This is a genomic window from Nesterenkonia alba DSM 19423, assembly GCF_000421745.1.
GTDB classification, from domain to species: Bacteria; Actinomycetota; Actinomycetes; order Actinomycetales; family Micrococcaceae; genus Nesterenkonia; species Nesterenkonia alba.
In genome coordinates, this window is sequence record NZ_ATXP01000007.1 from 44,850 (window position 1) to 59,347 (window position 14,498).

10 protein-coding genes are annotated in these 14,498 nt (G+C 63.9%); 4 read left to right on the forward strand and 6 right to left on the reverse strand.

From position 1 onward, the window contains the following. Positions 1–22: 22 nt before the first annotated feature. The 6 genes from H578_RS0106825 to H578_RS13925 all read right to left on the reverse strand — a co-directional run bounded on the left by H578_RS0106825 (position 23) and on the right by H578_RS13925 (position 9,207). A complete protein-coding gene (locus H578_RS0106825; protein WP_022872946.1) occupies positions 23–1,534 on the reverse strand; it encodes an anchored repeat ABC transporter, substrate-binding protein in 1,512 nt (503 codons plus the stop codon). Between the two features lie 103 nt (positions 1,535–1,637). Further along, entirely contained in the window at positions 1,638–4,562 is a 2,925-nt protein-coding gene (locus tag H578_RS0106830) for a TIGR03773 family transporter-associated surface protein (RefSeq protein ID WP_022872947.1), read from the reverse strand. Positions 4,563–4,870: 308 nt separating this feature from the next. Continuing rightward, positions 4,871–6,259, reverse strand: a complete 1,389-nt coding sequence (locus tag H578_RS0106835; RefSeq protein WP_022872948.1) for a dicarboxylate/amino acid:cation symporter — start codon at positions 6,257–6,259, stop codon at positions 4,871–4,873. Between the two features lie 129 nt (positions 6,260–6,388). Then, a complete protein-coding gene (locus H578_RS0106840; protein ID WP_022872949.1) occupies positions 6,389–7,159 on the reverse strand; it encodes a cupin domain-containing protein in 771 nt (256 codons plus the stop codon). Next, positions 7,156–8,073 carry a DUF6807 domain-containing protein gene (locus H578_RS0106845; protein WP_022872950.1) on the reverse strand — a complete coding sequence of 306 codons (918 nt, stop codon included), beginning with the start codon at positions 8,071–8,073 and terminating at the stop codon, positions 7,156–7,158. The genes H578_RS0106840 and H578_RS0106845 overlap by 4 nt, the downstream gene beginning before the upstream one ends. A gap of 3 nt (positions 8,074–8,076) precedes the next feature. Next, positions 8,077–9,207, reverse strand: a complete 1,131-nt coding sequence (locus H578_RS13925; RefSeq protein ID WP_022872951.1) for a Gfo/Idh/MocA family protein — start codon at positions 9,205–9,207, stop codon at positions 8,077–8,079. Positions 9,208–9,315: 108 nt separating this feature from the next. On the opposite strand from H578_RS13925, the gene H578_RS0106855 reads away from it, so the two are divergent. The 4 genes from H578_RS0106855 to mmsA all read left to right on the forward strand — a co-directional run bounded on the left by H578_RS0106855 (position 9,316) and on the right by mmsA (position 14,484). After that, complete coding sequence (locus tag H578_RS0106855; RefSeq protein WP_022872952.1) at positions 9,316–10,347, forward strand: LacI family DNA-binding transcriptional regulator; 1,032 nt, start codon at positions 9,316–9,318, stop codon at positions 10,345–10,347. Positions 10,348–10,433: 86 nt separating this feature from the next. After that, positions 10,434–11,459, forward strand: coding sequence for a LacI family DNA-binding transcriptional regulator (locus H578_RS0106860; RefSeq protein ID WP_022872953.1), 1,026 nt, complete (start codon positions 10,434–10,436; stop codon positions 11,457–11,459). 277 nt (positions 11,460–11,736) lie between these two features. Continuing rightward, the gene (gene chvE, locus H578_RS0106865; protein ID WP_022872954.1) at positions 11,737–12,894 is read left to right on the forward strand and encodes a multiple monosaccharide ABC transporter substrate-binding protein; all 1,158 of its coding nucleotides are present in this window, start codon (positions 11,737–11,739) and stop codon (positions 12,892–12,894) included. Between the two features lie 36 nt (positions 12,895–12,930). Further along, the gene (gene mmsA / locus H578_RS0106870) at positions 12,931–14,484 is read left to right on the forward strand and encodes a multiple monosaccharide ABC transporter ATP-binding protein (RefSeq protein ID WP_022872955.1); all 1,554 of its coding nucleotides are present in this window, start codon (positions 12,931–12,933) and stop codon (positions 14,482–14,484) included. The last annotated feature ends 14 nt before the right edge of the window (positions 14,485–14,498 follow it).

Sequence of the window (14,498 nt, forward strand, 5' to 3'; positions counted from 1 at the left end):
CGCGAATCCGCCGCGGTGATGGTCAAGGGGTCAGACAGGTGTGCAGCGAGTCGGCGTTGAAGCGCATCATCTCCACATAGGTGTCGACGTCGTCGTCGAACGCGTCACCGTAGATCTCACAGACCTCAACACCAAGATCCGCGGCGGTTTCCTCCAAGGTGGAGGACCGGGCGATGAGATTCGGCTCCAGGAAGACCGCGGGGATCTGGAGATTGCGGATTGTCTCCACGAGCCGGCGTCGCTCCTGCATGGAGGGCTCGGTCGAGGGGTTCGGGGTGACGAAACCGGCGATGTCGATGTCATAGGCGGCACCGAGGTAACCGAAGGCGTCATGGGTGGTCACCAGGTGCCGATTGGCCTCAGGGATCTGACCGATGCGTTCAGCCATGTACTCATCCAGCTCCTCTAGCTCCAAGAGGTAGGCATCGGCGTTGGCCCGGTAGTCATCGGCATGCTCGGGATCCAAGTCAATGACCGTGTCCCGAATGATCTCCACATACGCCTGAGCATTGGAGACGTTATGCCACAGGTGCGGGTCAATTTCGCCGTGCACATGGGCCCCGAGGACCGCCTGAGGCAGCTGGTAGATCTGATCCCCGGCCCGACCCAGGAACCGAAAACCTGGATCCGGGGGGATCTCATGCAAGGCCCGATTGGGCACCTCGATGATGACGTCCTCCCCGGAGTACTCCTCCTGGAGTTGGTCTCCACCACCGTGGGGGTCGTAGTAGAGGTAGATCTCCTCGGTATCCATATCCACGGCGAGGTCCCCGTGGCCGTGGGTGAGCACCTCGGCGTCCTCAGCGCCCTCGATCGCGTGCGGGTTGACCCCCACCGCGAAGGTGAAGGTCGCTTCCTCGGCGATCGACACGCTGGTCTCCTCATCAACGTGCAGGTCCGCCTCCAGCGTCAACTCATAGACCCCCGGTTCGGTGAAGGCCCAGCTCATATGGGTGTGAGCATTCGTGGGCAGGCGCGTGGCGTCGTCGTCATCGATCCCATCCGAGGAGTCGATGTAGAACCGCGGGGTGCCAAATGACTCGGTGAGATAGGCGACCAGATCCCCGGGGCCCTGCACTTCCGTGGCACGCAACTCCACATGGGAGGTGCGGTCCGCTCCGTACTGCTCGCCGGTGCCGCGAACCCGCATGCCCAACCAGATGGTGTCCAGGGACACGTTCTCCACCAGGGGGATGATCTCCGCGGAGTACTGCACCGCCGATTCGGCGAGCGAGACATTCGGCGCATCCGCGGGGATATTGGCATCCAGAGTGCGGATGATCGCGTGGTCCTCCAACAGCATGTAGTTGGAGAACGCAGCATCAGCGTACGCCACGGTCCGCACATCCCGCAGGGTGGGTTCGTAGCTATGCGGGTCGGCACCCTCAGGCACCATCTGGTCCACGCGCATTCGGTCGCCGACCACGTTGCGGGTCAGATCCGCGAGGATCCCGGTGGTGGTCACAATCGAAAGCTCATCCTCCTCCGGGGCGGCCTCAGCCTCCGCGCAACCGGTGAGGGCCAGACTCGCCACGGCAGCGAGGGCCGCTAACCGCGTGCTGCCCTGAGAGGACCTGTGCCCCGCCGACCGATCTAGTCGTCGTCCGGGGTGCCGACGGGGCACAGGAGTTCTCCAATCAGCGTGCTGCATACAGGGCAGACACCTCGGATTCGCGGCGGGCGCGCCGAGCGAACATCAGGGCCGCGGATCCTCCGCCGAGGACCAGCAGGCTGACCCCGAGCCCGGTGAGCATCTCAGCACTGGCACCGGTCTGAGCCAGGGTGCAGGGTCTCCCGTCCGGGGTGAGCCCCTGGCCCGCACCCAGTTCGGGGACATCGTTGCCCCCGCCTCCGGAACCGCCGCCATTGGTGTTCTCCTCGTCGCCGGTGGCGTCGTCATCCCCGTTGCGGGAGTCCTCGTCTTCACCGCCGATTTCGACCGTGTCGGAGACCCGGTCCACTGCTAGCACTCCGGCGGCAGGAGCCACCTGCTCACTCACACCGGAGGCTTGGGGCCCGGAGCCGTTGCCGACCTCGAAGCTCAGCACCCCGGTGTCCGAGTACCCGTCGGCGGTGAACGTGATGGTCACGTCATAGCTGCCGGGTTCGGTGAAGACCCAGTTGCCGTGCTGGTGGGTGTTCGCCGGGACCTCGAAGCTGGAGGGTCCACCTACGGTGTCGAAGACCGGGTCACCGACCAGGTCGCCGAAGTTCCCGTTGAGGAACACCGCCATCTCACCCGGCCCGTCGACGCTCTCCAGGGTCATCGTCACACCGTCGCCGCCGGGGCCATTGACGATCGTTTCGTGCTGAGTGTTCCACCCCAGCCAGGGCACCCCGGGTTCCTGGATCTGTTGAATCATCCAGACGTCGTCGCCTCCGGAGACGAAGTCCAGGTCCGCCGGCAAGGTGTCAGCCGGGCGATGGGCGTTGTCGTCAAGGACAAAGATGATCTCGTTGTAGTCCCGCCACACCGGGGGTGCGGTGCGGTCATCTTTAATCATGAAGCGGAAGTCGCCGTCTTCGTAGACGGGGCCGACGTCGAAGTGGCCTTCGTTGCCGTAGTCCACCTCTCCACTCGGTGGGGCGATCTCTTCGTCAGCCCCACCGTCGGGCCCTTCTTCCGGTCCGTCCTGGGCCCCGCCTCCGGAGCCGTTGCCGCCGTCGTCAGTGCCGTTGCCTGAGCCGCCGTCACCGTAGAGACGGTTGTATTCCTCCAGCGGGATGCAGCGCTCACCGTCAGTGGGTGCGCTTCCGCCGCCCCCACCTCCGGGACCGTTGCCGCCGGGTGCGCCGTTGGGTCCGGTTCCGCCGCCGTTGGGCGGTGCCCCGTTGCCACCGCCATTGCCGTTGTCCCCGTTGTCACCGGGGCCGTCACCGCTGGGAGGCGGAGTGGGGTTCAGGTGGCTGCAGTCGAAACGGGAGTCATCGGACAAGCCCTCTTCACCCACGGTGAAGAGATAGACAGCCTCGTTGGTTTCCACGGCATTCCCGCTGCCGGAATCGGTGACCGTGCCTTGGACCGTGAGGTAGTAGGCCCCGGGTTCGGTGAAGGCCCAGTCAGCGTGGACGTGGGCCAGGTAGTCCTGGTGGATCGTGTTGGGCAGCTGGTAGCCGTTGGCCAGGATCTCGGAGAGCTCCCCAAACCCGGAGTTCGTCCACATGTAGATCTCTCCGGGGCCTTCGACGTCGGTGATGTGGATGTCGACGACGTCATAACTGGTATTACCCAGCGGTTGGGACTCCCAGCCAGGCCACAGCAGGTCAGGGTGTTGCGGGTCGGGCAGGTGATAGACCTCCTGCCCCTGGATGCCCTCGGGGACGACGTCCTCAGTGGGCATCTGAGTCAGTGCGGACTCCTTGACCTGGAGGTCCACATCGAAGGGATCCCGGATGGCATACGGGGAGACCGTGTCATCTTTCAGTGCCAGGTAGGGGGCGCCGTCGTCATCATTGAAGTAGAAGGCGTCCACGTGCCCCTGGTCGATGGGGTACTGGTCCCAGCAGCGTTCACGGGTGCTTTCACCGTTGCCGTTACCGCCATTACCCAACTCCGGGGTGTCATCATCATTCTCATCGTCACCCGGCGGCTGGGTGGGGGTCTGCGTGGTCGTAGGGCTTTGCGTCGGGGAGGGGTCTGTGGGCTGCTGGGTGGGGGACTCGGTCTCCGTGGGATCCTCGGTGGGAGAGGACGTCTCGGTCGGGGACTCGGTTTCGGTCGGGGACTCTGTCTCTGTGGGTTCCTCCGTCGGAGATTCAGTCTCGGTGGGCGTCTCCGTCGGGGATTCGGTCTCCGTGGGCTCCGGGTCATCGCGGTCGAAGTCACCGATGGAGAAGTGGTAGACCTGCTGGTTGGTTTCGAACGTTTCGCCGGTGTCGGTGATGTGGACTTCGGCAGAGGTGGTGAACCAGTAGTCCCCCGGCTCGGTGAAGGCCCAGTCAGCGTGGACATGGGCCAGATAGTCCTGGTGGATCGTGCCGGGGAACTGGAAACCTTCGCTCAGCACCGGCTGAGCGGTGGGGTCCAAGCTGCTACCAGTCCAGAGGTAGACCTCCCCAGGCCCATCGAGCTCTTCGATGGTGATGTCCACGGTGATATCGCCGCTGCTGTGGCCTTCCACCATCCCGGCGAGCGGCTGGGACTCCCAGCCGGGCCAGACGAGGTCGGGATCCTGGGGGTCGGGCAGCCAGTAGACCTCTTCGCCCTGCAGGTCGGCCGGCACCGCGGGGGCTTCAGGGAACTCTATGAGAGCCTCTTCGGGAACCCGCAGGATGACGTCGTCGGCGTCACGGACTGCATAGGGGGAGACTGTGTCATCCTTCAACGCCAAGTATGGCTCGCCGTCTTCATGGTTGAGATAAAAGACGTCGACATGGCCGCGGTCGATGGTGACCTCGCGGTCGTCTGCCTCCGGGACCCCTTCAGGTGCGGGGGCAGCCGCTGCGTGCGGCGCGACCAGCCCCAGGGTGAGGGCCAGGCTCCCGAGGATGGCCGCGGCAGAAGCCCCCCGACCATAACGCCGCCGTGGGGAAGCCGGGCCGGTCACGAGTGATGAATTCATACGGTTTTCTCAGCAATCCAGCGCGTTGGCGCATAGACGGTGTGCGGTCTTCTGTGTGCCACGTTCCCCCGGATTGCTGTGGCAGGTAGAAGATCTCTCGACAAGACAGCACAACTATAGCGAACGATTCTCATTTACACTAATTGTGTCGAGAGTCCCCCTTGAAGGGTCTTCTCACCGACACCGTCACGCACACTGGGCAAGGCTGCTGACCCCAGCCGGACGTCACAGCCTGGGGTACGGAATACCTAAGATGGAACGCCGCGCACCGCTACCCTGAGCGCAGCGGCTGAGGAAACATCCCGGAACTAGGTGCGGTCGACGTCGTCGTCCACTGTGGGTTCCGATGCGGAGGTGGGTGCCTGCTCACCCTGAGGTTCTTGCCCACCTCCGGGTGCTGTGTCCTCCGGATCGTCCGGGCCCTCGGGTGGGTTGTCCGGATCAACGAGCATTCCGGGCTCGGTCTTGGCAATGATGCGGGTACCGGCCAGATCTCCAGTGACGTTGTTCATGGTCCGCCCCATATCCAAGATCGCATCGATCCCAGCAACCAAGGCCACCGGCGCCATGGGCAGTCCCGCCGCGGTGACCGCCATGGTGAGCATAATGAGCCCGGCCCCCGGCACACCTGCGGTTCCAATAGAAGCCAGCACCCCGACCGCCGCCACGGTCACCAGCTGTGTGAGACTCAGCTCCGTTCCGGTGACATTGGCGACGAAAACCGTCGCGGCCCCCACATAGATCGCCGTTCCGTCCATATTCACCGTGGCACCCAAGGGCAGGGTGAAGGAGTACACACCCCGGCGGACACCGAGACGTTCGGCCGCCTGGGTGGAGACCGGCAGGGTCCCACCCGAGGAACGGGTGACGAAGGCAGTGAGCATCGGCTCCTTCGCTTCGCGGAAGAAGCGGACAACGGGAGCGCGGAACAAGGCCAGCAGGCCCACATAGACCAAGATCTGGATGGCGATCCCCGCATAGACGGTTCCGGTCAGCGTCAACAACGGCAGCAGGGCATCGGTGCCGGTCTCCCCCACGACGACGGCAATGAGGGCAAAGACACCGATCGGGGAGTACTGCAGCACACCACGGATGATGATGAAGACCAGTTCCACGCCACCGTCGACGAACCGGCGGATATCCGCAGCGATCGACGAGAGCCGCTCATCACTGCTGTCTTGCATATAGGCCAGCGCCACCCCGGCCACCAGGGCGAAGAACATCACCGCCAGGACCTGACCCTCAGCCAGTGCTCCGAAGATGTTGTCCGGCACGATGTCGACCAGCACCTCCGCCAGCGGAGGCGCCTCCGCCTCGTCGGCCTCCGCATCGGAGGGCAAGTCCAGGCCCGTACCGGGTGAGATGAGCAGCGCCAGGCCGATGCCGATCACCATGGCGAAGGCGGTGGTGACCATGTAGTACAGCAGCGTTTTGCCGCCGATGCGACCAATAGTCTTCGGGGAGACGGAGGCCACCCCGGCGACCAGGGTGAAGAGAATCAGCGGCATCACCAGCATCATGAGCAGATTGATGAAAATCTGCCCCAGCGGTTCGATGATGGAGATATCCGGTCCGAAGATCAGCCCTGCGACGATACCCAGGACCAGGGCGATGGTCAGCTTCCAGATCAGCGGGAAGTCGAGATACCGGCGCCACAGGCTCGGTTGGTGTGTCTGCTCGTTCTTCTGCTGTGCCACGCTGCCTCCCACGGTGCGGGCTCACGCACGGCGTTGTCGAAGGGCGTGAGCCGAGATTCAGACCAGTTGCGTGGGCACAAACCTATCCCGAATCAGCGCAGAGGGGAATGGTGGAGTGTGACCGACCTCTCAGGCGGTGAAGTCTTCGGCCTTCCAGGTCTGCAGCCGCCCGCACATGCCGAACAGGCGCGGTCCGGGCCGCGGTGCCCCGCGGATCACCTGGGACTGTCCCAGGTGCTCACCGTTACCGTTCTCCAATGCGGTCAGCTGCCGGCGGGTCAGCTCGGCTTGGGCCTCCACATTGGCGGACCAGATCTGCCGCCAGTGCGGAATTTTGGGGGTGACCAGGGCGGTGGCCTGACGCCAGAGTCGGCGCATGTGTTCGGGACCGTTGCCGGCGTTGAAGGCTTCGAGGATCTGCTGCTGCCCCTCGATGGCTAAGTCACGACGTCGGCGTGCCGCCTCGGCGCGTTTCTCCTCTGGACCCTCCGTGGGCAGTGCCACAGCCTGCTGGTATTTCTGCGGGTCGGCGAGGATCTCCTCGGGGAAAGTCAGCACAGCGTCGCCAGCCTCAGGCAACCCGGCGTTCTGCATGACGACAACGAGTTCGAGGTTAGCCTCGTTGATGAGCCGGTGAATGGTCCCCGGGGTGAACCACAGCAGGGAGCCGGGCTGCAAGGTGTCCTCGGCGGGACCCTCGCTGCTGATGGTCTGCACCGCACCCTGCCCGGCGGTGACCACATAGGCCTCCGTGGAGAGGGTGTGCAAGTGGGGGGACCCGCCGTGGAGACCATCGGGGGTCTCCCAGTCGTAGACGCACAGGTGACTGACTGAGGTCCCACCGGGGAATCGCGGCAGACTATTCGGTGGGGGCTGGGGGGTACCGGCGGACTGGTTCACAGGGCGAACTCCTCTCCCAGGGAGGTCAGCTCCTCCCGGCTGCACTGGTGCGCGATGAACACGAACCGGTGATTCAGCGTCAGCGTACCGCCATCGGGCAGGTGGATTTCCTGGTCGAAGGCCGGTGAGGGGGAGGCCACGGTGAAGATTCCGGTGCGGGTGAACCACTTGATCGGCGGCACCTCAGCATCCTGGGAGGTGGAGGACCCGGCGATCACCAGCACTGTGCCGCCGCCATCGAGCTCGTCGTGCTCAGAGGAGAAGGCGACCCAGTCGGCGACGGAGCCCATCGTGTTGTCCTCGCCCTCTTCACCGTTGGAGTTGACCACCTCGCAGCCAGTCCAGGACCGCGGTCCGCGCCAGAACCAGCCGGTGTAGCCAGCGTTGGGCCGCCCAGCGGTGGTGGGACTGCCCAGCGGCAGGGTCTGACCGGAGACATTGGTCAGCTCGGTGTCCAGATCCACTGCCCAGATGCCACGGTCAGTGTCCAGGGAGTGCACACGCTGTACGCGGTGCTCGTTGAACCAGTGCTCATCCCGGGAGGTGACCCATTCGAGAGTCTCGTCGAAGACGACGTCGTCGCCTCCGGTGGGTTCAGAAGCGAACCCGGTGTGCTTCATACTGCCGACGTTGCCACGCATCTTGTAGCCGTCGTCGACGTGGAAGGTGGGCCCACCCCAGAAGTTTTGATCGGCCACATGGGACCAGGTGAACTGCAGCCCCGTGTGCCAGCGGTGATCCCAGGGGCGGCGGACCGCAGCCTCTGCCCCGTCGAGGAACCGCAGCGGGAAGAAGTAGGGCTTGGGTGCCTCATCCTGGGGAGAGTCCGGGTGGATGACGTAGCGCAGGATCTCGGTATCCCCGGCAGTGACGGCGAGCGCTGTGCCGAGGTTCTCCACATCGAACTGGGCCATGGCTTACTTCTTTCCGTAGACGTAGGTGTTGTCGTGCATGCCGTGGTAGTAGGTGCCTTCGCGGGTGAGTTCGGCCCGGCGGATGGTCTGACCGGTTTCAGCGGATTGATACAACGCCGCGATGAACTCCAGGGTCCGGCGTCCGTCTTCTCCGGAGGCTCGAGGCCGGGCACCAGCAGCCATCGAGTCCAACAACTCCGCTAACTGCTGCTTATGCGAAGACGGCACATTATCAGCGGGCTTCCACGACTCCACCTCAGCGATATCTTCCTTATGCGGAGCCGGAGTCCACCTCCACGAATTGTTGTCATACCCATAGAGGTGCTCGACCTCCACTGTGGCGTCTTGGAAATCAAACCGCAGATAAGAAACCTCCCGCGGAGAGACCACCGAGGTCACCACCGTGGCCACCGCCCCATTGGCGAACTTCACAATCGCGGTAGAGAAATCCTCTGTCTCGATCTTGCGATCGAGCACTTCAGCCCGAGCGGTGATCTCCTCCCACGGACCCAGGATCTCTAACAACAGATCGATCTGATGGATCCCATGCCCCATGGCAGGGCCACCACCTTCGGTCTCCCACTTCCCCCGCCACGGCACCTCATAGTAAGAATGCGGACGGAACCACAAGGTATTACACAGCGCCACCAACGGCCGCCCCAGAGTCCCGGCCTCGACATGCTCCCGTAAACGCTTAGCCCCAGACCCAAACCGGTGCTGGAACACATAGGAGGCATACGGCCCACCTTCTTGCTCATAAGAGGCCACCTGGTCATACTCCGCCAGAGTCAACACCGGAGGCTTCTCACACCACACCCACGCCCCCGCCTTCAACCCAGCAATCACCGCGTCCTTATGAGCCACCGGAGGAGTACAAATCACCAACAGATCAGGCCGCTGAGCCTCCAACAACTCCTCAGCCGACCCATACCGACCAGCAATCCCCCACTCATCAGCCACCTGTGTCACCCGATCAGCATCCAGGTCCGCGATCCCGACGACCTCGACCCGATCCTGGTGCGCTTTCAGTGTGGGCAAGTGCGCGATTCCGGCGATACCGCCGGCCCCGATGAGCCCCACGCGGACCTTTTCTCCGGTGCCCGATGCGGGGGTGGTCACAGTCTCTGCGGTCATGTACGGCGCTCCATCCTTCGACGCGTAGTCTTGCGTCCTGGGTGACCAGGCTCACATCCTCCACTAGGCTAGAGGCAAACGCTTACCGATGCAACTAAAAGAGGGACCATGACGCTTACACCACATCACGTCACGCTCGAGGAGGTGGCCAAGGCCGCCGGAGTCTCCATCGCGACCGCATCACGGGCCATCAACGGCAGTACTCGCCGGGTCAACGAACAGGTCAAAAAGCACGTCGAAGAGGTGGCCGCCCGGCTGGGATACCTGCCGAATCTGTCAGCGCAGACAGTGGCCAAAGGCGCCTCACCGACTATCGCGGTCCTCGTCGCCGATATCGCCGACCCCTACTTCAGCACCATTGCCGCCGGTGTGCTCGATGAAGCCAGTGAGCACGGAATGATGGTGACCATGGCGGTGGGACGGCGTCGTGCCGAGGATGAACTCGCCGCGGTGCGGACCTTCCGCTCCCAGCGCCCCCAGGCGATCATCGTCACCGGTTCCCGTCACCCGGACTCCCCCCAGGCAGAGGCTTTCAATGAGCAGCTGCAGGCCTATGCGGCCGCCGGGGGACGAGTCGTGGTGATCTCTCAGGGACCCTCCCCATATGACCTCATTGAGATCCGCAACCGGGAAGGCGCCCGGCAGCTGGCCGAGGCCCTGGTGGCCCGCGGTGGGCAGCGCTTCGGCATTGTCACCGGGCACCGGAAGTACCTGACCAATGAGGACCGGGTCCGCGGGTTCCGGGAAGGCCTGAAACAGGCGGGGATCGAACTCGACGACGACGCCGTCGTCGAGGCGGACTTCACCCGCGAAGGTGGATACGCCGGGGCGGAGGAATTGCTGCGGCGCAGCGCAGATCTCGACACGATCTTCGCCACCAGCGACCTCATGGCCATTGGGGCCGGAACGGCGCTGCGCGATGCAGGGCTCACCCCGGGCGAGGACGTCTCCCTGGCCGGATTCGATGACATCGCCCTGGCCCGGGATGTCACCCCACCGCTGACCACTGTTCGGGTGCCGCTGTCCACTCTGGGACAACAGGCAGTGGAGCTGGCCTTGCGCCCAAAGGAGGACGAAGAACCGGCCCAAGTGAGCATCGACACCGAAGTCATCCTCCGGGCCTCCACCCCTCAACGCTGAAGCTCACCCCCGGCGCAGCGCCCGGCATATGACAGGATGTGAGCGTTCGCGGGTCCTTCCCGAGGGCTGAAGAAAGGGTGCGCCTGGTGGCACTGGGCAAAAGCGGGAGCCGGCCGCCGTCGATGATCGACGTCGCCCGGCATGCCGGTGTTTCCCACCAAACTGTCTCCCGGGTGCTCAACCATCCCGAAGCCGTACGTGCCGATACCCGCGAGCGGGTGGACCGGGCTATGCGCGAGCTCGGCTACCGTCGCAATGCTCAGGCCCGAGCACTGAAGACCCGGCGCGGCGGCCTCATCGGCGTGGTGAGCCAGGGAGAGACTGATTTCGGCCCGACCCGGATGACCCTGGCCATTGAGGAAGCTGCCCGGGAGCATGGTTTCGCCACGGCCTTGAGCGTCATCCGTGATGCCCGGCCAGAAACGGTGGCCCACACCCTGGAGTTCTTCTTGGGCCATGGCATCGAAGCCATCGTGGTCATCACCCCTGTGCCCACGATCGCCGAGGCCGCCAAGCAACTGTCCAAGAAAATCCCGGTGGTCATTGTCACCTCCGGGCTGTGGCCGGCGAACAACATGAACGTCGCCGGCATTGACCAGGAACTCGGTGCCCGACGGGCGGTGGACCACCTCATCGAACAAGGTCACCAACGCATCGCCCATATCGCCGGCCCCAGCGACTGGTATGACGCCCGAGGCCGCATCATCGGCTGGCGGCAAGCCCTGGCGGTTGCGGATATGACCGCCCCGGAAATGGTCGAAGCCGAAGGCTGGACCGCCGAGCACGGCTATGTGGCCGCACAGACCCTGCTGCTCAATGATGAACCACCCGATGCCCTCTTCGCCGGCAACGACTTCATCGCCCTGGGGGCCATCAAGGCACTGAAAGAACACGGGCTCACCGTGCCGCAGGACATCTCCGTGGTGGGGTACGACGACGTCGACGCCGCCGGGTACTTCTCCCCGCCGCTGACCACAGTCTCCCAGCCTTTCGAGGAAGCCGGCCGGGCGGCCCTGGAGCTACTGCTGACCGACAGTCGTGGCCTGATGCAGGTACCTCAGTTCATCGGCCCCGAACTGGTCATCCGCGGGTCCACCGCCGCGCGCAGCTAAGGTCTCACTGGCGCCATCGGCACAGTACTCGCCACCGCCTGGGACACACCGCCTGGGGCTGCCTCACCGGCCCGGTTGACTCGCTGTTCAAGCGCTCACCAGGGGCTTCGCTGCTGAACTTCGCGCGAGCCCTTGACATCCGTAACTATGTGAACGTTAACATTGCTGAGACATGCATCACGTGATGCATCTCACCGCATAGAGGCCGTGAGGTCCGCGCAGAGGGGCCGTGCGCATACCCCTGCCAGACCGGCAGGTCCAGTTCAAAGGAGACACCATGTCAGTCCGACACATTCGCACCAAGGCAGTCCTGGCAACCTCCGCCGCCATGGCATTGGCGCTCACCGCTTGTGAAGGTGAGGGCGCCGGAGCCTCCGGGCCGGATCCCGAAGCCGACCCTGAGGACCTCACCGTGGGGGTGGCTATGCCCACCCAAACCTACGAACGCTGGCTCAACGACGGAGCCGCAGTGGAAGAAGGGCTCGAGGAACAGGGTTACAACGTCGACTTACAGTACGCCGATGACGACATCCCCACCCAGTCTCAGCAGATCGACCAGATGATCACCCAGGAAGTCGATGTCCTCATCATCGCCTCCATCGACGGTTCGGCCCTGACCAGCCAGCTCGACGCCGCAGCCGATGCCGGAATCCCGGTCATTGCCTACGACCGGCTGCTGACCAACAGTGAGAACGTCGACTTCTACGTCACCTTCGACAACTACGAGGTCGGGGTGAACCAGGCCTCTGCCCTGCTCTACGGGCTGGGTATTTTCGACGAGAACTTTGAAGAGGCCGACGACGCACCGGAGGGTCCGCTGAACATTGAGTTGTTCGCCGGCTCGCTTGATGACAACAACGCCCACCTGTTCTGGGAGGGCGCTATCGACACGCTGCAGCCCTACCTCGACGACGGCACCTTGGAGGTGCCCTCCGGTCAGACCGACATCAACCAGGCGGCCACCCAGCGCTGGGAACAGGAGACCGCCCAGGAGCGTATGGAGAACCTGTTGACCACCCACTATTCCGGTGGCGAGGAGCTACACGGGGTACTGGCCCCGGCTGATCCGCTCTCCCGCGGCATCATCAACGCCCTGCGCAATGACGGCTGGGGAGACACCATCGAGGACGGACTGCCGGTTGTCACCGGGCAGGACGCTGAGATCGCCTCGATCTCGCTGATCGCTGAGGGGGTCCAGCACTCCACGATCTTCAAGGACACTCGTCTGCTCGCAGAGCAGGCCGTTGATGCCGCCGAGGCGTACCTCTCCGGCTCCGAACCCGAGCCCAATGACACCGAAACCTATGACAACGGGGAGATCGTGGTCCCCTCCTACCTGCTCGAGGTGGAGATGGTCCTGCAGGACAACTACGAGGAGATCCTCGTCGACTCCGGCTACTACACCGAAGAACAAGTCGAAACCGGCCAGCTGTAGTCCACCACCGGCACCCTCGAGAAGGAGCAGCAGGTCATGAGCGACCACATCCTTGAGATGAGGTCCATCACCAAGCGGTTTCCCGGCGTCGTCGCTCTGCGCGATGTCACCCTCACCGTTCGCCGCGGCGAGATCCACGCCATCTGCGGGGAGAACGGCGCCGGGAAATCCACCTTGATGAAGGTCCTCTCCGGCGTCCACCCCGCCGGTAGCTATGACGGCGACATCGTCTTTGACGGCGAAAAGGTCAGCTTCCAGTCGATCAACGACTCCGAAGCACGCGGCATCGTCATCATCCACCAGGAGTTGGCGCTGGTGCCTCACCTCTCAGTGGCGGAGAACATTTTCCTCGGCAACGAAGTCGCCACCGGCGGGGTCATCAACTGGCACGAGGCCAATGCCAAGGCTGTGGAGCTGATGCACAAGGTGGGGCTGGATGAAAACCCCGTCACACCGGTGGGCTACCTCGGCGTGGGCAAGCAGCAACTCGTTGAGATCGCCAAGGCCCTGAGTAAAAACGTCAAACTCCTCATCCTCGACGAACCGACCGCAGCATTGAACGACGACGACTCCGAGCACCTGCTCAGCATCATCCGTGGGCTGCGGGATGAGGGAGTCACGTGCATCATCATCTCCCACAAACTGGGCGAGATCGCCTCGATCGCCGATGCCACCACGGTGCTACGCGATGGCAGCACCATTGAGACCATCGATATGCACACCGGGGAGAACCTCGTACCCCGGATCATCAAGGGCATGGTCGGCCGGGACATGGAGCACATGTACCCCGAACGTGATGTGGTCATCGGTGAAGAGGTCTTCCGCATCGAGGATTGGACGGTGATGCACCCGACCCAGCCGGGCCGGGTGATGGTCGACCGGGCCAGCCTGAAGGTGCACGCCGGGGAAGTCGTCGGTATCGCCGGGCTCATGGGGGCGGGCCGGACGGAACTGGCCATGAGCATCTTCGGCCAGTCCTACGGCCGGGACATCTCTGGCACCGCTTATCTGCACGGCGAACCGGTCAAGCTCACCAGCGTCTCCGAGGCCATCGACCACGGGATCGCCTACGTCAGTGAAGACCGCAAACGCTATGGACTGAACCTCATTGAGGACATCCGACGCAATATCACCGCTGCGGGGTTACACAAGATCGCCACCGGCGGGGTGGTCAACGGCAATGAGGAGATCGCCGTGGCCGAGCGCTACCGGACGTCACTGAACATCAAGGCACCCTCGGTGATGTCCGTGGTCGGGCAACTCTCCGGAGGCAATCAGCAGAAAGTGGTGCTGAGCAAGTGGCTCTACACCGAGCCGGAGGTGCTGATCCTCGACGAACCCACCCGTGGGATCGACGTCGGCGCCAAGTACGAGATCTACTCCATCATCAACAAACTTGCCGCCTCCGGGAAGGCAATCATCGTCATCTCCTCGGAACTACCGGAGGTGCTCGGTATCTGCGACCGCATCTACACCCTCTCTGAAGGTCGGATCACTGGAGAGCAGCGTGCGGAGGAGGCCACCCAGGAAAGCCTGATGGAGCTGATGACCCAAGAACCCGCTGACACTGTCGCAGCGGCCACGGACTGAGGGGAGAAACCACC